This is a genomic window from Alteromonas sp. KUL106 (genome assembly GCF_009811415.1).
Taxonomy (GTDB): domain Bacteria; phylum Pseudomonadota; class Gammaproteobacteria; order Enterobacterales; family Alteromonadaceae; genus Alteromonas.
This window is the reverse complement of the sequence record NZ_BLIG01000028.1, coordinates 88,217-108,117: the sequence shown is the minus strand read 5'-3', so window position 1 is coordinate 108,117 and position 19,901 is coordinate 88,217. Positions and strand designations below refer to the sequence as shown.

Annotated in this window: 19 protein-coding genes and 1 riboswitch; of the genes, 7 read left to right on the top strand and 12 right to left on the bottom strand. The window is 47.3% G+C overall.

Annotated features, from left to right (window positions below; all coding sequences use genetic code 11):
* The coding region (locus GVO63_RS11155; RefSeq protein WP_159579892.1) for a YcjF family protein at positions 1-346 on the top strand (346 nt) is incomplete at its 5' end.
* A gap of 34 nt (positions 347-380) precedes the next feature.
* On the opposite strand, the gene GVO63_RS11150 is transcribed toward GVO63_RS11155, so the two are convergent.
* The 11 genes from GVO63_RS11150 to hemC form a co-directional block, all read right to left on the bottom strand.
* Entirely contained in the window at positions 381-1,607 is a 1,227-nt protein-coding gene (locus GVO63_RS11150; protein WP_159579890.1) for a threonine/serine exporter ThrE family protein, read from the bottom strand.
* Positions 1,608-2,004: 397 nt separating this feature from the next.
* Complete coding sequence (gene thiH / locus GVO63_RS11145) at positions 2,005-3,138, bottom strand: 2-iminoacetate synthase ThiH (RefSeq protein ID WP_159579888.1); 1,134 nt, start codon at positions 3,136-3,138, stop codon at positions 2,005-2,007.
* Positions 3,135-3,905 carry a thiazole synthase gene (locus tag GVO63_RS11140; RefSeq protein WP_159492092.1) on the bottom strand — a complete coding sequence of 257 codons (771 nt, stop codon included), beginning with the start codon at positions 3,903-3,905 and terminating at the stop codon, positions 3,135-3,137. The genes thiH and GVO63_RS11140 overlap by 4 nt, the downstream gene beginning before the upstream one ends.
* A gap of 1 nt (position 3,906) precedes the next feature.
* On the bottom strand, positions 3,907-4,116 hold the full coding sequence (gene thiS / locus GVO63_RS11135; protein ID WP_159579886.1) for a sulfur carrier protein ThiS: 210 nt from the start codon (positions 4,114-4,116) through the stop codon (positions 3,907-3,909).
* Entirely contained in the window at positions 4,113-4,907 is a 795-nt protein-coding gene (locus GVO63_RS11130) for a HesA/MoeB/ThiF family protein (RefSeq protein ID WP_159579884.1), read from the bottom strand. The genes thiS and GVO63_RS11130 overlap by 4 nt, the downstream gene beginning before the upstream one ends.
* Positions 4,900-6,525: a thiamine phosphate synthase gene (gene thiE / locus GVO63_RS11125; RefSeq protein WP_159579882.1), complete on the bottom strand. Its 1,626-nt coding sequence runs from the start codon at positions 6,523-6,525 to the stop codon at positions 4,900-4,902. The genes GVO63_RS11130 and thiE overlap by 8 nt, the downstream gene beginning before the upstream one ends.
* Positions 6,522-8,501, bottom strand: coding sequence for a phosphomethylpyrimidine synthase ThiC (gene thiC / locus GVO63_RS11120; protein WP_159579880.1), 1,980 nt, complete (start codon positions 8,499-8,501; stop codon positions 6,522-6,524). The genes thiE and thiC overlap by 4 nt, the downstream gene beginning before the upstream one ends.
* A gap of 248 nt (positions 8,502-8,749) precedes the next feature.
* A riboswitch (TPP riboswitch) is annotated at positions 8,750-8,861 on the bottom strand.
* Positions 8,862-9,012: 151 nt separating this feature from the next.
* The gene (locus GVO63_RS11115; RefSeq protein ID WP_159579878.1) at positions 9,013-10,188 is read right to left on the bottom strand and encodes a heme biosynthesis HemY N-terminal domain-containing protein; all 1,176 of its coding nucleotides are present in this window, start codon (positions 10,186-10,188) and stop codon (positions 9,013-9,015) included.
* A complete protein-coding gene (locus tag GVO63_RS11110) occupies positions 10,185-11,357 on the bottom strand; it encodes a uroporphyrinogen-III C-methyltransferase (protein WP_159579876.1) in 1,173 nt (390 codons plus the stop codon). Before GVO63_RS11110 ends, GVO63_RS11115 begins: the two co-directional genes overlap by 4 nt.
* Complete coding sequence (locus GVO63_RS11105) at positions 11,358-12,089, bottom strand: uroporphyrinogen-III synthase (RefSeq protein WP_159579874.1); 732 nt, start codon at positions 12,087-12,089, stop codon at positions 11,358-11,360. It lies immediately after the preceding gene.
* 99 nt (positions 12,090-12,188) lie between these two features.
* The gene (gene hemC, locus GVO63_RS11100; RefSeq protein ID WP_159579872.1) at positions 12,189-13,127 is read right to left on the bottom strand and encodes a hydroxymethylbilane synthase; all 939 of its coding nucleotides are present in this window, start codon (positions 13,125-13,127) and stop codon (positions 12,189-12,191) included.
* 193 nt (positions 13,128-13,320) lie between these two features.
* Here hemC and GVO63_RS11095 point away from each other — a divergent pair, with 193 nt between their 5' ends.
* Positions 13,321-14,382 carry a GGDEF domain-containing protein gene (locus GVO63_RS11095; RefSeq protein WP_159579870.1) on the top strand — a complete coding sequence of 354 codons (1,062 nt, stop codon included), beginning with the start codon at positions 13,321-13,323 and terminating at the stop codon, positions 14,380-14,382.
* A gap of 10 nt (positions 14,383-14,392) precedes the next feature.
* Here GVO63_RS11095 and GVO63_RS11090 read toward each other — a convergent pair whose 3' ends face one another.
* Positions 14,393-15,064: an alpha/beta hydrolase gene (locus GVO63_RS11090; RefSeq protein ID WP_159579868.1), complete on the bottom strand. Its 672-nt coding sequence runs from the start codon at positions 15,062-15,064 to the stop codon at positions 14,393-14,395.
* A gap of 232 nt (positions 15,065-15,296) precedes the next feature.
* Between GVO63_RS11090 and gmk the strand changes: the two genes are divergently transcribed.
* The 5 genes from gmk to trmH all read left to right on the top strand — a co-directional run bounded on the left by gmk (position 15,297) and on the right by trmH (position 19,764).
* On the top strand, positions 15,297-15,938 hold the full coding sequence (gene gmk / locus GVO63_RS11085) for a guanylate kinase (protein WP_159492109.1): 642 nt from the start codon (positions 15,297-15,299) through the stop codon (positions 15,936-15,938).
* A 169-nt stretch (positions 15,939-16,107) separates the two neighbouring features.
* Complete coding sequence (rpoZ, locus tag GVO63_RS11080; RefSeq protein WP_159492111.1) at positions 16,108-16,380, top strand: DNA-directed RNA polymerase subunit omega; 273 nt, start codon at positions 16,108-16,110, stop codon at positions 16,378-16,380.
* Positions 16,381-16,531: 151 nt separating this feature from the next.
* A complete protein-coding gene (gene spoT, locus GVO63_RS11075; RefSeq protein WP_159579866.1) occupies positions 16,532-18,643 on the top strand; it encodes a bifunctional GTP diphosphokinase/guanosine-3',5'-bis pyrophosphate 3'-pyrophosphohydrolase in 2,112 nt (703 codons plus the stop codon).
* Positions 18,644-18,666: 23 nt separating this feature from the next.
* Positions 18,667-19,053 (top strand): RidA family protein, encoded by a 387-nt coding sequence (locus GVO63_RS11070; RefSeq protein WP_014975316.1) that lies wholly within the window; start codon positions 18,667-18,669, stop codon positions 19,051-19,053.
* Positions 19,054-19,056: 3 nt separating this feature from the next.
* The gene (gene trmH, locus GVO63_RS11065; RefSeq protein WP_159492115.1) at positions 19,057-19,764 is read left to right on the top strand and encodes a tRNA (guanosine(18)-2'-O)-methyltransferase TrmH; all 708 of its coding nucleotides are present in this window, start codon (positions 19,057-19,059) and stop codon (positions 19,762-19,764) included.
* The last annotated feature ends 137 nt before the right edge of the window (positions 19,765-19,901 follow it).

Below are 19,901 nucleotides of genomic sequence, written 5' to 3'. Positions count from 1 at the left end.
ACACAAGGTGCTTAACAAAGAATCGGTTACGGCGGGAAGCCTGGCGTTTATTAGCCCAAACAACCTTATTCAAACTTTCGCAGTGGTATGGATTAGCTTTCGCACCATTCGCCGCATGGCCCGCGTATATGGATTAAGACCAAGTACCGTGGGGAACTGGAAATTATTGAAAGTGTTGGCACAGAACATTGCGGCGCAGGGCGTGTTTGATTTAGCAACCGACGAAGTGGCCAATCAAATTGGTGGTAGTTTGTCAGCTAAATTCATGGAGAACTCGGCAGAAGCTATTGCTGCTGGTGCGCTTAACGCTCGTTTAGGGCGAGCGCTGATCAAGCTACTGAAATAGCGCTCATAGTATGGCCGAGGTTGAAAAGGCGCTCTTACAGCGCCTTTTTAGTGGGCACGACCACGTTCGCAAATATCAGCCCTGCCACTAGCGACATAAAGATAAGAAACACTTCCTGGCCTAAATGATCGGCTTTTACAAAGTCTTGGCCTGTCATAAATGAATTCAAACCTATGTAGGTTTTAGACCCCGGTACCAGAACAATAAGCCCGTGCATGGCCACAATAGTGGCTGGCTGGTTGGCAATACGGGTGAACGCATTGGCAAAAATGCCTAACGCAAACGCACCCACAAACGCCCCTAGCCCAGGACTCATGTAATCTGAACTCCATGCGGTAGTGCTATAGGCAATAAAGGCTGCTGCCAATGCCCAAGGAATATGTTTAATGCGGGTTCTAAAAATGGCGACTAGCGCCATACACAGTAAGAACACCGCTAGCCACGTTGCCCAATAGGGCAATGACTCAGCTGGGGTATACACGTTTTCACCAAACGCGCTAAAGCCTACAGACACACCCAGAAATGCACCGAAGTAAAGCTTAAACAGCTGCATAATGGCATCCATGGTGCGCGCTGTTCCCGACACCATATTACGGGATGAAAGCTCAGCTAAGCCCATAGTAAGAGCAAGACCCGGCACAAATACTATTACCGACGACAGGACAACCAATGGAATGTTGATGCCCGGGTCGACATACTTACTAATACCGCACGCAAGAATTCCCCCAACAAAAGCGGTAACAGGCTCTAGCATTAGATTTACGCGTTTCGACTGCTGTGCCCACAACGTCCATAAATAGGCCACAACACCTAGTACGGCAGACCAGCCAATTTCTCGCCAACTCGCCCCCATTAGCATGGCAAACGCGCCGGTGGCCATGGCGAACGCAATGCCGGTTACCCATTTCCCGTAAGGACTGCCCATGGCGTCTATTTCATTTAAGCGTTTATCGGCTTCGCTTAATGTTAATTTGCCTGACAGCAGCTCGCTGGCCAGCTCATCAGTAAGCGATAACGCATTCATGTCCAGTTCGCCAGGAAGTAACCGCGCAGCATGGTTGTACTCATCCTCGTGACGGTCGCTCCAAATAACAAAAGTGAGTGATGTAGGAGTAGAAATAAATGAAGCGTGCACACCTAAATACTTAGCCACTTCACCTAAGTAAGCTTCAAGACGGAACGCGGGGGTACCGTATTTGTGGAGCATTTTGCCAAGCTTCACTATAAATCTACGAATTTGAATAAATTCAATGGTATCCAACGCACTGCCCTTTAGTTTTGAAAACGTTACTATGAGATAATACCAATCTGCATAGATAATTGCCCACTCAGAAGGGCGAGTTTAAAATTTCCGTACTCTTTGTTGTGTCACCTTGATGTAGAACCACTATACCTGCGGTAACACGCCGCGACTACGAACATTTTAAGTCTCGCTGAGTGGGTTATTATCTATGCGGACTGGTATAAGTCAGACAAAAAAGCCAGACGCATAGGTTACGCGTCTGGCTAAAATTTGGGCGGATTCTACGGGGGGTTATGCACGAAAGCAAAACAAATTTTTTATTTATTTTGCCTTAAAAAAACTAATCGTTTAGCGCATGTCTCAATCTGAGCTTCACGTGCAATTTTAACCCCTAAATAGGCAAAATTAGGAGTGCTTAAGCGCGCAATTCAAAAGGCATCCAATCTTTCCAAACGGGCTCTAACCCTTTCGATGTAATGGCGTTTATGACCTCTGGCACCGAGCGGTTGTCATCAATATCAAACTGATTTAACGCCTGCGAGGGCTCGCTATAGCCGCCAGGTTGCGTTTGCGACGCAGCACTCATCGACGTTATACCCAGCGCCATTACGCCATCTCTAAATGCAGCCGACTCTCGGGTAGACAGGGATAATTCTGCTTGTGGATTAAATATGCGGTGGGCGCATATTAGCTGGAGAAGGTCTCGCTCGTTAGGCAGTTTGTTATTGGTCAACGCGTTGCCGCCAGTGCTATTTCCCTCGCAATTGCGAAGGCGTGGAAAAGCAATCGATACGCGGCTTTGCCAATAGTGCTGTTGTATTAACTTACCGTGAAGCGCCGTCATGGCGCTATCAACCCGCCAGTCGCCTAAGCCAAGTAGCGCGCCAACGCCGATTTTATCGATACCGGCCTGACCTATGCGATCAGTGGCTTCTAAGCGCCACAAAAAGTCCTGCTTTTTTCCTCGGGTATGGTATGAGGCGTAATGCTGGGGTGAATAGGTTTCTTGATACACCAATACAGCATCCAGGCCTTTATGCTTAAGGGTTTTATATTGTTCGCGTTTTAGCGGCTGCACTTCCATCATTAAATAGCTGACCTTGTCACGAATGGCGCTAAGGGTTTGTTCAAAATAGTCCATGCCCACCTTAGTTTCGTGTTCGCCGGTCACCAGCAATACCTGAGAAAAGCCCATATCTTTAATGGCTTCAATTTCAGTTAGTACTTCGTTTATAGAAAGGGTTTTGCGCTTAATTTTATTGCTCATAGTAAAGCCGCAATAGGTACACTCGTTGGCGCACAGGTTCGACAAATATAACGGCACAAAAAGCTGCATGGTGTTGCCAAAGCGATGACGGGTTATCGCTTTAGCGCGATAGGCCATGGCTTCTAAATAGTTTGCGCCAGCGGGAGAGATCAGCGCCATGAAGTCGTCTAAAGAAAGTGTATCGTTACCCAGCGCTTGTTCTACGTCGCTCGCGGTTTTGCTGTTTATCGACATCGCTAAATGCGACAAATCTTGCTGCATTAATGCTTGTGCGACCTTCATACTGCCGGCTCCAAAAACGCGGTCAGCGGGCTAGAGGCTTGTGCCAAGTGACTGGTAGCGCCAAGCCCAGCTTCAAACGCCTTGCGGCCCGTTTCGACGGCACTGGCAAAAGCATTTGCCATAGCAACAGGGTTTTGCGCGGTTGCAATAGCTGTATTCACTAGCACCGCGTCAACGCCCATCTCCATGGCTGCCATGGCTTCACTGGGTTTACCAATGCCAGCATCGACAATGACCGGAATTGACGCTTGCTCAACAATTATCTGCAAGAAGGGTTTAGTTTGTAAGCCCTGATTGCTGCCGATGGGGGCGCCTAATGGCATAACGGCGGCGCAGCCCACTTCTTCTAAGCGTTTACATAAAACGGGGTCTGCACCGCAGTAGGGTAAAACGTGAAAGCCTTTTTTAACCAGTGTCTCTGCGGCGAGTAAGGTTTCGATGGGGTCGGGCAACAAATAGCGTTGGTCGGGGTGAATTTCTAGCTTCACCCAAGGGCTTCCCAAGGCTTCGTACGCAAGTTCAGCGGCAAATATTGCTTCTTTGGCGTTCTTCGCTCCCGAAGTGTTGGGTAAGAGGGTAACGCCCAATGCTCTTAATGCTGAAAGGGTTTCATCATGAGCGCTATGGCTCGCTACGCGCTTCATTGCTAGCGTCACAATGCTACTTTGCGCAGCCTCAATGGCGCTTTTCATGGTGCCTGTGTTACTGAATTTACCTGTGCCCGTTAAAAGGCGAGAAGAAAAGGTGTGGTTTGCAAGTGTCAGCATATTAGCCTCCTGCCACTAAGGTAAAGATATCAACGGTATCGTTGTCACTTAAGTACGTTGTCGGCCATTCTTGCTTGCTGATAATGGCGGCATTTTTGGCGACGGCGGTACCCTCGTCATTCAATTGTTTAAGGGCAATTAACTCGCTAAGGGATATGGGCGAGATCACACTCATAGGTTGGTTGTTCACGTTGATGTTAATTTGGGTCATTGGCATACCTCACAAGATGAAGAGGGGGGCAGTTTGAAGCTTTGCAACGTACCTAAGCCCGCATGAGCATTTACGTAGTGGCCCCATTTGATATTGGCGTTGAATCCCTGAGCTAGAAATAGCAAAGCTTGTGTAGCTTGATGGCAGGCTGCCATGCCCACCACAGGACCTAGTATGCCTTGACTTACACAGTCTTCCCGTACGGCAACGTGACTCACTAAACATTCGTAACACCCGCAGTTTGCAGAGTTTTGCGGTAAGTTCAGCGCCTGCCAAGTAAGCCCGCTGGCTGCCGCAATAAATAGCGGAATAGACGCGCGAAACGTTGTTAGGTTTATTTGCTTTCTTATGGTGACGTTGTCGGTGCAGTCTAATACGCAGCCGGCAGAAGAAATTAAAGTTGGTAAGTTGTTACTATCAGCAAAAACACTTCTAAATTTGATATTTAGTTGGGAGTTTACTTTGCGCAGCTCGTTGTAAAGCGACTTTGCTTTGAGCTCGCCTAAATGCATTTCGTTGTAGCTTATCTGGCGCTGTAAGTTACTTATGTCGACGGTGTCACCATCAATAAGCGTAATATTGCCCACGCCTGCGCCAGCTAAATAGCGGGCAGTTAAACTTCCTAAACCACCAAGACCAACAATCACAGCATGTGAACGTGCCAGGTTAAGCTGCCCGTCGTGATCAATACAATCAAGCATAAGCTGTCTGCTATAGCGCCGTATATCTTCATGCGCTAATTGGGGGCTAGCGGTATGGTGAGCTGAAAGACGAGATGAATGGTTAAGCAAACCCTGCCTCCTTAACCAACGCTTGGTAGGCTTTTAGCGGCTGTTTTGCGTGTGTAATAGCGCTTACCACTGCGATACCGTTAACGCCGGTGTTAGCCACGTCGCTTATCCGCGATAGATTAATTCCCCCAATGGCAACGGTAGGAATACCATCGCAAAGCTTTACGTATTTCGCCAAGCGTTCCAGACCTTGCGGTTTGGACGGCATATCTTTGGTATTGGTCGGGAAGATATGTCCAAGCGCAATATAGGAGGGGTTTAACGACCTAACCCGCTGAATTTCAGCAAATCCATGGGTTGAGATACCAAGCCTGAGCCCTGCACGCCGAATGGCCCTCAAATCTGCGGTGTCCATGTCCTCCTGACCCAAATGCACGCCGTAAGCACCTAGCTCTATCGCTAACTCCCAATAGTCATTGATGAATAATTGACAGTTGGTGTGTTTGACCATCTCAATGGCGTCTTTGATTTGCTGACGAATCTCATCTTGTGAGCCCTGCTTTACCCGTAACTGCATAATTTTTACGCCCGTTGACCAAAGGCGAGCAATCCACTGAACGCTATCGACCACCGGATAAATACCTAAGCGAGTATGGGTGAGCGCGGGGAAATGTGCGTGCTCGTCTCTTGTGCTTTCTGAGCTCCGGTCGATGTAGGGCGCTTTCTCAAAGCGCACTGATTTTTTACAAGGCGTGGCGCCACGATGATGCATTGAAACCAGCGGAAAACTCGAAGCCTTTAACGGAAAACCGTTGGTTCGAGCGAAGAAAGTAGGCACACACGCGTTTTCAGAACTCTGCGCAATGGGGGCATAACTACCCCGGCCGCGAAGGGTATTGTTCCTTACTTCACTGACATAGGCATTCGCCAATGTCAGTGCGTCTTCAATACAGTAGTCGTGAACGATAAAAGCCGCAATGGCACTGGCTAACATGCACCCCGTACCGCGAAGCTTGCCTTTATGGTCTCTTGGCTGGCTAAACTGAAGGGTATGAGAGGCGCAGACAAAGGTGTCGTGAACCTTTTCTTGCCAATGCGCATGACCGCCCTTCACGTAAACGCTTTTTGCGCCTTTTCCGATTAGCTGATTTATTGCATCGAGCAGGCTTGCTTCATCATTAATCGGTAACTTCGTGAGCCACGCGAGTTCGTCGATATTTGGGGTAATCACATCTACTGTATGTAGCAGCGCATCAATGACGCCCTCGTTTAGCTCACTTAAGATCCCCCCTGACGAAGAAGACAGCACAGGGTCCCATATTACAAAGGGGCGAGGGGCATGCAATGATTGAATACGTGCACAAAGCAATAGTGCTTGCTCGTCGTTTGCGATAGCGCCAATTTTTATAGCTTGTGGCGGTGTATCTTCATAAAGCACCTGCCACTGCTGATTTACCGCAGAGGCACTCATGCTCTCTTTGCTAAGCATTATCGCGTTCGATTGCACAGTAAGTTGTGTTGTGAGCACACAGGCGTGAACGTTTAAATCGGCCAGCGTAATGGCGTCGCGGACAGTTCCCGCGCCGCCACTTGAATCTACACCGCCTACGCACCATACCACGGGGAGCCGGTTGCTTGGAGGCTCTAATACAGGTGAAGTTAGGTGGCGACTTGTCATGGCAACTCAACCTTGCTATCTGCAGTGTGATAAAGCTGCGCGCCTGACTGATTAAACGCATCGGCCATGTCTTTCATGCCTTTGTTTTTATATCGAAGGCTTTCTTGCTGCAGGTCTTTGCCTGTCTGGCCGCCATCGCCTTTCGTATTTTGCGCATTTTCACCTAGGGCCTGTTCAGCTTGATTAGCCACATCCCGTACTTCTTGTGAAATTTTCATGCTGCAGAATTTAGGTCCGCACATGGAGCAAAAGTGCGCGACCTTGCCAGACGCTTGCGGCAAGGTTTCATCGTGGTAAGCACGAGCAGTGTGTGGATCTAACGCTAGATTGAACTGATCTTCCCATCTAAATTCAAAGCGCGCCTTAGACATGGCGTTATCGCGAATTTGAGCACCCGGATGACCTTTAGCTAGGTCAGCAGCGTGTGCGGCTATTTTATAAGTGATAAGCCCTTGTTTAACGTCTTCCTTGTTCGGAAGTCCCAAATGCTCTTTTGGCGTAACGTAGCAAAGCATTGCGCAGCCAAACCAGCCAATCATGGCGGCACCTATACCCGATGTGAAGTGGTCGTAGCCCGGCGCAATATCGGTGGTCAGTGGCCCAAGGGTATAAAACGGGGCTTCGTGGCAGTGCTTAAGCTGCTCTTCCATGTTCGCTTTAATCAAGTGCATTGGTACATGACCAGGGCCTTCAATCATTACCTGAACATCGTATTCCCAAGCAATTTTAGTCAACTCACCAAGGGTACGTAATTCTGAAAACTGCGCATCGTCGTTGGCATCGGCTACGCTACCGGGGCGCAGGCCATCACCTAACGAAAGCGCTACATCGTACTTCGCACAAATTTCACAAATTTCGCGGAAATGTTCGTATAAGAAGCTTTGCTGGTGGTGGCTTAAACACCACTTCGCCATAATTGAACCGCCGCGAGATACAATGCCTGTTACCCGTTTTGCGGTAAGGTGTACGTATTCAAGCAACACCCCTGCGTGAATGGTGAAATAATCTACTCCTTGCTCGGCTTGCTCGATGAGGGTGTCTTTAAACATTTCCCAAGTTAAGTCTTCGGCCACGCCGTTCACTTTTTCTAGCGCTTGGTATATGGGTACGGTGCCAAGGGGGACCGGGCTATTGCGCAGCAGCCATTCGCGGGTTTCGTGAATGTTTCTGCCGGTAGATAAATCCATAATGGTGTCGGCGCCCCAGCGCGTCGACCAAACGAGTTTTTCTACTTCCTCTTCAATGGAGGAGGTGACCGCCGAATTACCAATATTGGCGTTAATTTTCACTAAAAAGTTGCGGCCAATAATCATCGGCTCTAGCTCGGGGTGATTGATGTTACACGGAATAATGGCGCGACCAGCGGCCACTTCCTGACGCACAAACTCAGGCGTGATGGTGTCGGGTAAATTCGCACCAAAGTGCTCGCCTTTGTGCTGCTGAGTCAATTCGGCATCTTTAATGGCTTGGCGGCCCATGTTTTCGCGTATGGCAATGTATTCCATTTCAGGGGTGATAATGCCCTGTCTTGCGTAGTGAAGCTGGGTAACGTTTTTGCCTGCTTTCGCTTTTAGCGGTTTGCGACTGCGGATAAATCGAAAATCTTCAGTGAAAATGTCGTTTTCACGTTCTTTCGCAAAGCTTGATGATACGCCCTCTAGCACTTGTGTATCGCTGCGCTCTTCAATCCACATTTTGCGCAGTGGCGCCAAACCTTTGTGCACGTCAATGGTTTCTTGTGGGTCACCGTATGGGCCAGACGTGTCGTATACCGGGATTGGGGGGTTGGGTTCTAAAATGGGATCGTCTTCGGTGCCGCCCACTAAGCTGTCGTGCTGGTGAATAAGGCGCATGGCCACTCGAATATCGTTACGGCTGCCACACTCGTAGTGGCGTGTTGAATTCGGGTAAGCTTCGCCCGCTAGTTCATTAATGAATTGTTGCGCTTGTTGGCGCAGTTCGCGTCTGTTCGACATAGCATTTTAGCCTTGTAAGTTTAGGGTTAAAAATGCTTGTCAGGAGTGAAGGAGAATACAATGAGAGGGATTGAAAGGATTTAACCCCAGCTTTTATTTGAATGTTATTAAAAATGAGTCGCAGAAAATTATTGCTGCTTGCGAGTTAATGATGGCGCGCTACACTGCGCTAACCACGTACCATTGACTGCACTCGTTTTATGTTGCACATTCAAATCACAGCGTTACGCTCGCTATGAGCACTGTGAACATTGTATTTTCTTGTTCCCTTCGCAGGTATTAGCCTGATCAGGTTCTACGGATCCCACTTTCGCGGTCTCAGCTTACTGGATTACCAGTGAAGCACTCCGACAAGTAATGTGTTTCTATTCGCGCTTTAACTCAAGTTTCAAAGCAACTACTCGGCTTTTCAACTTGCCAATTAGGCGCACGAATCTAAATGTCTTTTTTACTATATCTTCAACTTTAGTATGAATACAAGTATTACCAGTTAGGCTAAATGATATTTCACTTAGCTTGCTAATTGCTGCCCTTCTTTGTAAAGCTGAAGCGCTGTGGCGGTGTCATGCTTGCGCTCGCTTATTGCAGATAGCAGCAACAGGTCTTCTTTGCGCGACTTCATTTTAGTCGCTTTAAGCAGCGCTTTTTCAGCCAACACATCATCGCCTGAGTTAAATGCAACTTGCCCTAGAGTGGAATATAGCGAAACGTTTTCTTCATCTTGCTTTATCCAGCTCTCAAGTAGTCGCAATGATGGCGACGCATCTGGAATATTCAGCTGCGTAAACAACGGGAACAGGGCGCTGTTTGGGCCACGCTTTTGCCATTCCACCAATAACTTTTGTGCGTCGGCATGCATGCCCTGATCAAGCAGTTGTTGAATGTAAGCGGCGCGGTAAGCGTCGTCGTGACGCAGCTTGCGCGGCAGCGTTTCCCAATAAGATTTAAGTTCAACGGCACCTTGCTTACTGGCAATTTCTGCAAACTTGCCTTTAGCAATACGCTGGCTCCACGTGGTGTAATCTGCTTTCGGTAATGCTTTACGCCAGCTTGACAGGTTCTCTTGCAGCACTTGCCATTTCCCCAGCTTGGCAAGAATGTGCGCTTTTAATCGCACGACCTGCGTGTTCTCGCGCTCTTGCTCGTCAAGCTCGTTAAGCTTTTCTAGTGCGGCGTCGTATTTCTCTTCTGCCATATCAATGCGCGCTTGCATCACCGTTGCGGCCACTTTTGCTTTCGGAAAGTCTGTCGCCTGCACTAAGAAATAACGGGCTTTGGATAAGTCTTCATTGGTAAGCGCAATTTGTGCAGAGGCCAAATAGTTAACGCCTTCAAAGTCGCCATTGGTGGTTTTGCTTAAAGACTTTTGCGCCGTATCAAAATCACCGACGGCCATAGCGTGAAGACCGTCGTAAAATGCGCGCTTGCGTTTGCGTTCGCCTAAGGTGCCAAACCACTTATGAGAGCCTGTAATTAGGCTTAGCGCCCACAGTACAAGTCGCGAAAGTACATACCAAGCGATAACAGCGCCGATAACCAAAATACAAAAGCTGATCACCGTCATTTCAATTGCGGTGTTGCCCAACGATATAAGTACGTAGCCTTTATCACCTAACAGCATAGGGCCAACGATTAATGCAACAACGAATGCGGCTAATACCGCAAGGGCAATAGCTAACCATTTCATAGTGCACTTGCTCCCTGTCCGAACACTTGTTTGACGCGACTATCCAGTAAACGCTCTAGCGGTTTCTGTGACGCTAACTCTGTAGGAATTGGGCGCGATATATCGGTGGCAATGAGATTTTGCAGCGCTTCGACGAAGCCGGTTACTTGGCTCTTTTCAATATCGAATTTTTCAATAATTAAGGTTTGCGCATACTGAAGCGACTGGCTATACAGCCCCGCATCGCCTTGCAGTGCAGCGGTTTGTGCATGCATAAGCTGAAGCCGTAGCTGCTCTTTTGCTAGGAATTGCGCTTCCATTGAAAGAACGGGCTCTACCGGGCCTTCAATGGTTTTAACCGTTAAGAAATCATTAACGAGTGAACGCCATACCTTCGCAAGGTTCTCCTGCCAGTCATCAGCCGACTCTGACAATGTGGTGTCTTCTGCATTGGCGTCTTCTGGCTTCTCAAAAGTATCAAGAGGCAGTTTATCAATTTGCGCTATCATGCCAGTAAGGGCAAGAGCTACTGAGCTTTGCGATACCGGGTTAAGTTGTTGAAGAGTTTGAATATCTTCAGCGAGTGTTGCACGAACAGGAAGTACCGATGGGTCTGCCAACGATTTTAAACGTTTGTCTGCATTAACCAACAATAAAATGGCGGTGCGTACGTCGTTTTCTAGCCACAGTTTTCTGCCTGCCATACGCACTAGATAGTCGGCTTCTGCAATAAGCCAGTCGGCCGGGCGGCGGCCTTCCATATTGTTAAGCTGCTGAAGTGTAGACTCAGCTTGAAGCGCAAGCTTTTCATTCTGCGCTTTAAGCTCTGTTACCGTGCTTTTAAGCGTTTCATTGGTTCGTGATACCGCTTCTAGCGACGCTAGAATGTCGCCTCGTTCGCGTTCAATGGCGTTTAACGTAGCCGTGTTGCTTTGCTGAACCGTTGCTGCTTCAGTGCTTGCCGACTGCTGCTGCATATAATACCAGTAGCCAGCGCCAGCCAAACCTAACACGGCCAAGAATAAAATGATTACGACGAACCACAATAGGCCATTGCCTGATGACTTCTTTGTCTTAGCGCTAGATTTTGTCGATTCACTTTGCGTGGCAGAAGATTCAATGACGTCTTTTTCGGCGTGCACGTTTACCAGTTCCTCTTTTTTTGGGCTATCTTCATTATTATTGGCCATTTAATACTCCCAGTTATCCTTTACCCAGGCGATGAGTGCCTGATCGGTGGCTCGCTGACAAACGTGAACCTCTTTAATACCTTTAATGGTGAGGGTGTTGGCAATACGACTGCTCACCGTTAACCATGGAAAGTCGAATAATGCGACACCAAATTGTGCTATCAGCTGCAGTGCCATTGCTTCGCTTGTAGCGATAATGCCGCTAACTTCGCTCATTTTCCACCGTTTTGTACAAATTGGACGGGGAAGTAGCTCTCTTTTGTAAACGTTGAAGCAATTAACCTGCATGCCTTTTTCGCTTAAAACGTCTGCAATCGTACTTCGCCCACCTTCGCCCTTAATAATAACGACTTGTTGACAGTTTGCCTCATTAAGATGATGCATTGCCAATATACCTTCGGATGTATGCACGTCAGGCGTAATTACATTTACGGATGGAAATGCGCTAAGTTCAGATTGGAGTTTGCGCGAAGTTGCATCGCCTACGGCGATAACAGTAGGAAAGGGGGAAGTCGTTTTACACAGCCCTGCTATGGCAGGTTTCACCGCGTATACGCTAGTAACAACAACGACATCAACCTTGTTATTTGATAGAAAAGCAGTGGCAGCACTGCTCTCTGAGGGAACGTGAACAATATCTGAGGTGGCTATGCCCACGGCATTTATGCCTGCTTTTTCAAACGCTAACGCGCTAGCTTTCAATTTCGGTAAAGGGCGTGTGAACACGAGCATTCTAACGAAGCCTCATCCTTTTAGTTTTTGAAATACTGCATAGATTGAAATAGCCAATGGGCGTATTGGCGTTGTTTCCCAACGTGGTTGAAAGAGCCGCTAGTTATAAAGCGCCTTCAAAATATCTCCTGCACCTTGTTCAAGAAGGGCTTCGGCCACTTCAATGCCAATATCTTTGGCTTTTTCTCGTGATGCCGTTGCTGACGCAAAAAGCAGTTCAGAACCGTCAGGTTTTCCGACCATGCCCGTTAGTGTTAACACGTCGCCCTCTAAGGTTGCAAAGCTACCAATGGGCACCTGGCACCCGCCTTCCAGGCGCTCGTTCATGGCCCTTTCTGCGGTAACGCGGGTGTTGGTGTCTATATGATTTAACGCGTGAAGTAAGTTAATCAGTTCTTCATCGTCGTTACGACACTCAATACCTACGGCGCCTTGCCCTACAGCAGGCAGCGAAATGTCAGCAGGTAATGGCATGCGTATACGTGATGCCATATCAAGTCGAATAAGGCCCGCAGAGGCTAAGATTATGGCGTCGTACTCACCCGCGTCGAGCTTTGCTAAGCGGGTGTTTACGTTACCGCGTAGGTCTTTGATAATAAGGTCAGGACGATACTTTCGAATTTGACATTGTCGGCGAAGGCTTGATGTTCCAACCACTGCGCCTTGAGGCAGTGCGTCTAAGCTGTCGTGGTGATTAGAGACAAAAGCATCAAACGGATTCTCTCGTTCGCATATGGCGTGCAAACCAAAACCGTCAGGAAATTCTACCGGTACATCTTTCATTGAATGCACGGCAATATCAGCACGGCCTTCAAGCATGGCAATTTCAAGCTCTTTAATGAAAAGGCCTTTACCACCAATTTTAGCCAAAGGCGTATCTAAAATTTTGTCGCCCTGCGTGCTCATAGGGACAAGCTCAACAGTCATTGATGGATAGTGCTCCAACAATTTTGCCTTCACATATTCTGCCTGCCAAAGTGCTAAGGCACTTTTTCTCGTGGCAATTCGAATGGTGCGGGTGGTGTTGAGTTGGCTCATGATTATTCCAAACTAGTAAAAAAATGAAAAAACGATGTATCACGGAATGTCATACGAGATATACGTATTATACGCATTTTCTGCGTTAATGTTTGTAAATAGCCGTAATTTTCTTCTTGGTTATTAATAAGTAAACAGTCTATGCTGGAGAGTATGACGGGGTATGTAGAGTAGTTATGGAGATCACCATCAAATGGACAATGCGTCGCTGAGGCAGCTTCTTAGAGGAGCTCAGCAAGATCAAGCTGAAGCCAAACGTAGAAGATTAACCTTGTACTTCATATCTTATGTTGGTGGCACCATCATGGCTTTCATGGCGTGGCTAAACATGGGAACGAATAACCCGTTGCTTGTCGGAACGCTTGCCGGGTCGGCGGCGTTTGTATACGCCAATGTTGCGTTATCTCATATGTTTCCTCGTGCCGACGTCTTTTATTATCTCGCTGGCCTGGTGGTAATGTTTACCATCAATGCATTGGTCTATACCGGCGGGCTAAATAACACGGGGCTTTATTTCATCTTTCCGCTACTTTTTACTCAGATAGTGGTAGTGCGATTCAAGCCCGCTATGGTGTATGTGGCGCTTACTATGGGTATCGCTATTTTTATGCTGTACAACCAAGATATCATTGTCGCTAAGTATCATGATGAGCATGTTTCTCGCTTCCTCATCGCGACATTCTGTTTTATCTGTTTGGCGTTTATTGGCGAGAACTTCTGGCACAAAAGCAGAAAAGAAATGCTGCGTGAAAATTTTGAGCGCATGCGCCAAGCTAATACCGACCCGCTTACCAAACTTCCTAATCGCCGTTTCCTCGAAGCCGTGTTTTTTGAAAAGGCGATGCAAGACCCTGGCGCCTATTTTCCATTGAGCGCGGTAGTGGTCGATATTGATTATTTCAAAAAGATAAATGACACCTACGGTCATGACATCGGAGATGAGGTACTCATCCATCTTTCACGGTTAATGAAGGAATCTGTAAGAACGACCGATGTTGTAGCGAGAACCGGTGGTGAAGAATTTTTAGTGCTTTTTCCACACGCTTCATTAAGCCAAGCAGTCAAACTAGCGGAAAAAATGAGGAAAACAATAGAAGCCAATCCGTTTGTAGAGGGTGATATCAATCACCCTATCACGGCAAGCTTTGGTGTAGCGACAGCTCTTACTGACTCCAATTTACATGCGTGTTTAAAACAGGCTGACGACAACCTCTATAAAGCCAAAAATGGCGGCAGAAATCGCGTCGTAGAGTAAAACGCAGCGTTTAGTTCAAACGGGTTTGAAGCCACGCACTGATGTCGTTTAACTCTTGCATACACACATTGTGTTGCATTTGGTAGGTTTGCCACGTTGCGTTAAATCCACACTCGCTCAGTGTTTTAAACGCTGCATTGCCCATAAACACAGGCACCACTTCGTCTTGTTCACCATGGGCCATCATGATCGGTGTGTCGCGATTCATATCGTTTGCTTCACTCTGTAACAATGACGGCTCACACATGTAAGTAGACAGCGCAAGCACGCCGGCAAGTTTATGTGCGAACCTAGGTGCTAAATGAAGCGCAATGACGCCACCTTGTGAAAACCCTGCAAGTATAATGCGATGAGCAGGGATCCCGCTTTCAATCTGCGCTTCAATAAGGCGCTCAACTTGCGCCGCTGATGTTTTAACACCGTCTAAATCTGCGCGGCTTTCAAAGTCTAGGGTTTTAATGTCGTACCATGCGCGCATTCGCATACCGCCATTAATGGTAATAGGGCGCTCGGGAGCATGGGGAAAGAGAAATTTTACTGCCATTGTTTTAGGGAGTTTCAGTTCAGGCACTATCGGTGCAAAACCATGGCCTGAATCGCCGAGACCATGGAGCCAGATAACGCAGGCATCGGGCGTAGCAGATGGATTTATCTCTACGCACGGCAAAAGTTGCTCAGTCATTCTCTATTTCCTAGTTAAGTTTTGTTTCTTTATGAACGATGGCGCTTACGTCACGACATTGACCCCATCATTCTTAAAAAGTTGTTATAGTTATTGTTGTAATTCGGCGCAGTAACCTAACGGGCGAGGCATTGCGATAATTAAACCGCACAATCATAGTTACGGCACAACCGCTTAATATGCTATCATCGCCACCCGAAATCACCACATTTTGATAGAATTTTAATACCTTATGGCTTCACTACTTGGCAACTTATTCATTCTTGCAGCTCCATCAGGAGCAGGAAAATCGAGCCTGATAAAGGCACTAATGGAAAAGTACGAGGGCAATGAAAGCGCGCCTATGCAGGTGTCAGTGTCTCATACCACCCGTCAGCCCCGTCCCGGTGAAATAGACGGCGTACACTACCATTTTGTAAGCCGTGAGCAGTTTGAAGCGCTTATCGAGCAAGGCGTATTCTTTGAGTATGCCGAAGTATTTGGAAACTATTACGGTACATCTCGTGTGACCATTGAGCAAACGCTCCACCGTGGTATTGATGTGTTTCTCGATATCGATTGGCAGGGGGCGCGTCAAGTTAAAGCACTGATGCCAGACACATGCGGTATTTTCATTCTTCCTCCATCATTAGAGGTGTTAGAACAGCGTTTAAATAATCGTGGGCAAGATTCTGAAGAGGTAATTGCGGGGCGTATGGCACAAGCCGTGGCTGAAATGTCTCACTTTAACGAGTTCGACAGCATTATTATAAACGACGATTTTTCTACAGCGCTGAATGATCTTGAATCCATTGTCACAGCAAGACGTCTACGCACGATGAAACAGCAAATGCGGCATCAGGTGTTGTTAGACAGCTTACTGGGTAGTGCGTAGGTTTTTAGTACTGTCTTTGCCTTTTGCTTGAAAGCTCGATGAACAGTAAGACTCGCCCAGATCTGACTGCTTCAATTTCAAACAAAATACTAGGATCGCGCAGTGTATTTGTGTATACTACGCGGCCGTTTTTTGAATAAATTGCTCAACCTAATTTCCGGAGAAATACATGGCTCGCGTAACTGTAGAAGATGCCGTAGATAAAATTGGTAACCGCTTTGACCTAGTGCTTGTTGCTGCACGCCGTGCACGTCAAATTGCCACTGGAGGAAAAGATCCTATGGTTGACGTTCAAAACGATAAGCCAACTGTAACTGCACTTCGCGAAATTGAAGAAGGTTTTGTGACGGCTGCTACGTTAGAACAAGCAGATCTTCATGCTCAAGAACAGCAAGAACACGCTGAGTTTGCCTCTGTTGCGAACATCTTATCTGATCAGTAAAACCTCTTTTCAACGGTTTTAACTGCATTTTGGCGCCAGTGCTTTGAAAAAAGCACTGGCGCTTTGCTTTTGGTGTATTGGCTTATTGCCCAATAAAACGTATTCTTAGTGTTGTAACGTTTGATAAAAGTTATAAGGGTAGCGCTTCGCTGTGTATTTGTTTGAAGGTTTAAAGCAGAAAGTTTTAGAGTACTTGCCAGCCGAGCGTGTGCAGCTGGTTCAGGATTCTTTTGTGCTGGCGCAAGAAGCGCACGATGGGCAAATGCGTTCAAGTGGCGATCCGTATATCACTCACCCTGTGGCAGTTGCTGGCATCCTTGCCGATATGCACCTTGATCATGAAACGATCATGGCGGCACTGCTTCACGACGTTATCGAAGATACCCATTACAGCAAAGAAGATTTGGCTGAAGCCTTTGGCGATACGGTTGCTGAACTCGTTGAAGGGGTCAGTAAGTTAGATAAACTTGCCTTTAGCACAAAACAAGAAGCCCAAGCCGAAAACTTTCGTAAAATGATGATGGCCATGGTGCAAGACATCAGGGTTATTCTCATCAAACTGGCCGACCGTACGCACAACATGCGAACCCTCGGTTCGCTTCGACCAGATAAACGTCGCCGCATTGCCTTAGAAACCCTAGAGATCTACGCGCCAATTGCCCACCGTTTAGGTATTCACGACATTAAAAACGAACTTGAAGACTTGGGTTTTCAAGCTATGTACCCGATGCGTCATCGTGCCTTAAAGTCGGCGGTTCGACAAGCGCGAGGCAATCGTAAAGAGATTATCGAAAATATCCGCGAAGAGCTTAATACCCGTTTAGACGCCTATCAAATCGATTCGAATGTACTTGGGCGTGAAAAACACCTGTATTCCATTTACCGAAAAATGAAAAACAAAGAACTGATGTTCAATGAGGTAATGGATATTTACGCATTTCGCATCGTGGTGGACTCAGTCGATAATTGCTATCGTGCATTAGGTGCAATGCACGGGTTGTATAAACCCATTGAAAATCGTTTCAAAGATTACATCGCAATTCCTCGTACCAACGGTTATCAGTCTTTACACACGTCACTGATCGGGCCGCACGGCATTCCTGTTGAAATTCAAATTCGTACGCAGGAAATGGATCAGATGGCCGACAAAGGGGTAGCAGCACATTGGCTGTATAAAGAGCCTGGTGATAATGGCACAACAGCGCAACTTCGCGCACGCAAGTGGATGCAAAGCTTGCTTGAATTACAGCAATCGGCCAGTTCGTCCTTTGAATTCATCGAATCGGTGAAAACCGACCTTTTCCCTGATGAAATTTACGTCTTCACGCCAGATGGCCGAATTATCGAGTTACCTACTGGCGCAACCGCCGTCGATTTTGCCTATGCAGTGCACTCTGATGTGGGTAATACCTGTGTAGGTGTGCGTGTAGAGCGCAGAAACTACAGTTTGAGTAAGCCTCTTGAGAACGGTCAAACCGTTGAAATAATTACTTCTCCTAAAGCGAAGCCTAATGCGAATTGGCTCAACTTTGTGGTGAGTGCGCGAGCGCGTACGCGAATTCGTCAGTACTTGCGCAAGCAGCATTCTCAGGAGGCGGTCAACATGGGGAACCGCTTACTTCGCCACGCGTTAGGAAGTGTGAAGCTTGACGATATTCCAAACGAAGATATAGAGCGTGTTGTAGCAGAAACTAAGCACGACAATTTTGATCATCTACTTGTTGATATTGGGCTAGGTAATGAGCTAAGCGCCATTGTCGCTCGCCGCCTTTTAGGCGAAAGCACAACTGACTTATCAGATAAAAAAGGCAACGTGGCGATACGCGGGACAGAAGGTCTTCTTGTTCATTATTCTCGTTGCTGCCACCCAATCCCCGATGATGAAATTGTTGCAGTATTGAGCCCAGGGCGCGGTATGACCATTCACCAAATTGGTTGTAATAACATTCGCAAGCTTACAAAAGAAGAGCCTCAGCGTGTTCTTCCGATGCAGTGGGACGACAATCCACAAGGTGAGTTTAAAGCGTCGCTGCGTATCGAGTTGTTCAATCATCAAGGTACACTGGCAACATTAACGAACACTATTTCAGGGTGCGATTCCAACATCATTGGTCTGCAAACTGAAGAGAAAGAGAGTAACATCTACTTTATTGACCTAGAACTTACCACGCACAATCGTGTGCACTTGGCTCGCGTGATGAAAAAAATACGCACCATGCCGGAAGTTCAGAAAGTTTCTCGTCATAGTCAATCTCGACACTAATAACAACTTATTTAGGAATCACTATGTCTAAGTCTATTATTCAGACCGATAAGGCACCTGCTGCTATTGGTACCTACAGCCAAGCAGTTAAAGCGGGTACTACCGTTTACCTTTCAGGCCAAATACCGCTAGTTGCCGAGACCATGGAAATGGTATCTGACGATTTTGAAGCGCAAGCGGTTCAAGTTTTCGAAAATATTAAAGCGGTATGTGACGCGGCTGGCGGCACAACCAACGATTTGGTGAAAGTGAATATTTTCCTTATCGACCTTGGCCATTTTGCAACGGTCAACGAAATTATGAGCCGTTATTTCACCAAGCCTTACCCGGCGCGCGCAGCAGTTCAGGTATCTGCATTGCCTAAAGGTGCACAAATTGAAATTGATGGTGTAATGGAACTGCCGGAGTAAGCCATGTCACCTGAGCGTTACCAGCGCATAAGACAAGTGCTGGAAAGAAGGCAAACCGACCTTACGGTTTGCCTTGAAAATGTGCATAAGCCGCATAATGTTTCTGCTGTGGTAAGAACGTGTGATGCAGTAGGCATTCATCGCGTTCACACCGTATGGGAAAAGAAGTATCAGTTTCGTCGTGGTTCGGCCATGGGCAGTCAGCAATGGGTGCGTCAAACTAATCACGACAATATCAATGATGCCATGGCGGCGCTTAAAGGGCAGGGTATGCAGGTATTAGTTACCCATTTATCTGATACCGCTCTAGACTTTCGTGATATCGACTATACCAAGCCTACCGCTATTTTATTCGGGCAAGAGAAATACGGCGCTACGGATGAAGCAAAAGCAATGGCCGACCATGACATTGTTATTCCGATGATGGGCATGGTGCAGTCGTTGAACGTGTCTGTCGCCGCTGCCCTTATATTGTATGAAGCACAGCGTCAGCGCACTATCGCTGGTATGTACAATTCACAGCAGTTACCAGAAGAAGAGTGCCAGGCATTGGCGTTTCAAAATGGTTACCCACGTTTGTACAAGCTTTGCCAACGCAAAGGTTTGCCGCTGCCCGCCATTAACGCACTTGGCGAAGTGGACGCCGATGACAGCTGGTGGAACGAAATGCAGATTACGCAAGCGGAAGCAAACGCGCTAGAAGCCGACTAGTGTCCCTAAGTGTTGGTTTCGCTATAACTTTTCGTTAGGTCAGCATGAAAAAACTGGCCTAAAGCGTACTCGCCAACCCCTCAACAATCCTTTACACTTCTTTTGGTATAACATGTTGAATAACACCAGCTTGTGCC

Bases quoted from the DNA above. Each gene is read 5' to 3' on its own strand.
- thiH (WP_159579888.1), bottom strand. From the start codon at position 3,138: ATGAAGGTCGCACAAGCATTAATGCAGCAAGATTTGTCGCATTTAGCG.
- GVO63_RS11140 (WP_159492092.1), bottom strand. From the start codon at position 3,905: ATGCTGACACTTGCAAACCACACCTTTTCTTCTCGCCTTTTAACGGGC.
- thiS (WP_159579886.1), bottom strand. From the start codon at position 4,116: ATGACCCAAATTAACATCAACGTGAACAACCAACCTATGAGTGTGATC.
- thiE (WP_159579882.1), bottom strand. From the start codon at position 6,525: ATGACAAGTCGCCACCTAACTTCACCTGTATTAGAGCCTCCAAGCAAC.
- thiC (WP_159579880.1), bottom strand. From the start codon at position 8,501: ATGTCGAACAGACGCGAACTGCGCCAACAAGCGCAACAATTCATTAAT.
- GVO63_RS11115 (WP_159579878.1), bottom strand. From the start codon at position 10,188: ATGAAATGGTTAGCTATTGCCCTTGCGGTATTAGCCGCATTCGTTGTT.
- GVO63_RS11110 (WP_159579876.1), bottom strand. From the start codon at position 11,357: ATGGCCAATAATAATGAAGATAGCCCAAAAAAAGAGGAACTGGTAAAC.
- GVO63_RS11105 (WP_159579874.1), bottom strand. From the start codon at position 12,089: ATGCTCGTGTTCACACGCCCTTTACCGAAATTGAAAGCTAGCGCGTTA.
- hemC (WP_159579872.1), bottom strand. From the start codon at position 13,127: ATGAGCCAACTCAACACCACCCGCACCATTCGAATTGCCACGAGAAAA.
- GVO63_RS11095 (WP_159579870.1), top strand. From the start codon at position 13,321: ATGGACAATGCGTCGCTGAGGCAGCTTCTTAGAGGAGCTCAGCAAGAT.
- GVO63_RS11090 (WP_159579868.1), bottom strand. From the start codon at position 15,064: ATGACTGAGCAACTTTTGCCGTGCGTAGAGATAAATCCATCTGCTACG.
- gmk (WP_159492109.1), top strand. From the start codon at position 15,297: ATGGCTTCACTACTTGGCAACTTATTCATTCTTGCAGCTCCATCAGGA.
- rpoZ (WP_159492111.1), top strand. From the start codon at position 16,108: ATGGCTCGCGTAACTGTAGAAGATGCCGTAGATAAAATTGGTAACCGC.
- GVO63_RS11070 (WP_014975316.1), top strand. From the start codon at position 18,667: ATGTCTAAGTCTATTATTCAGACCGATAAGGCACCTGCTGCTATTGGT.
- trmH (WP_159492115.1), top strand. From the start codon at position 19,057: ATGTCACCTGAGCGTTACCAGCGCATAAGACAAGTGCTGGAAAGAAGG.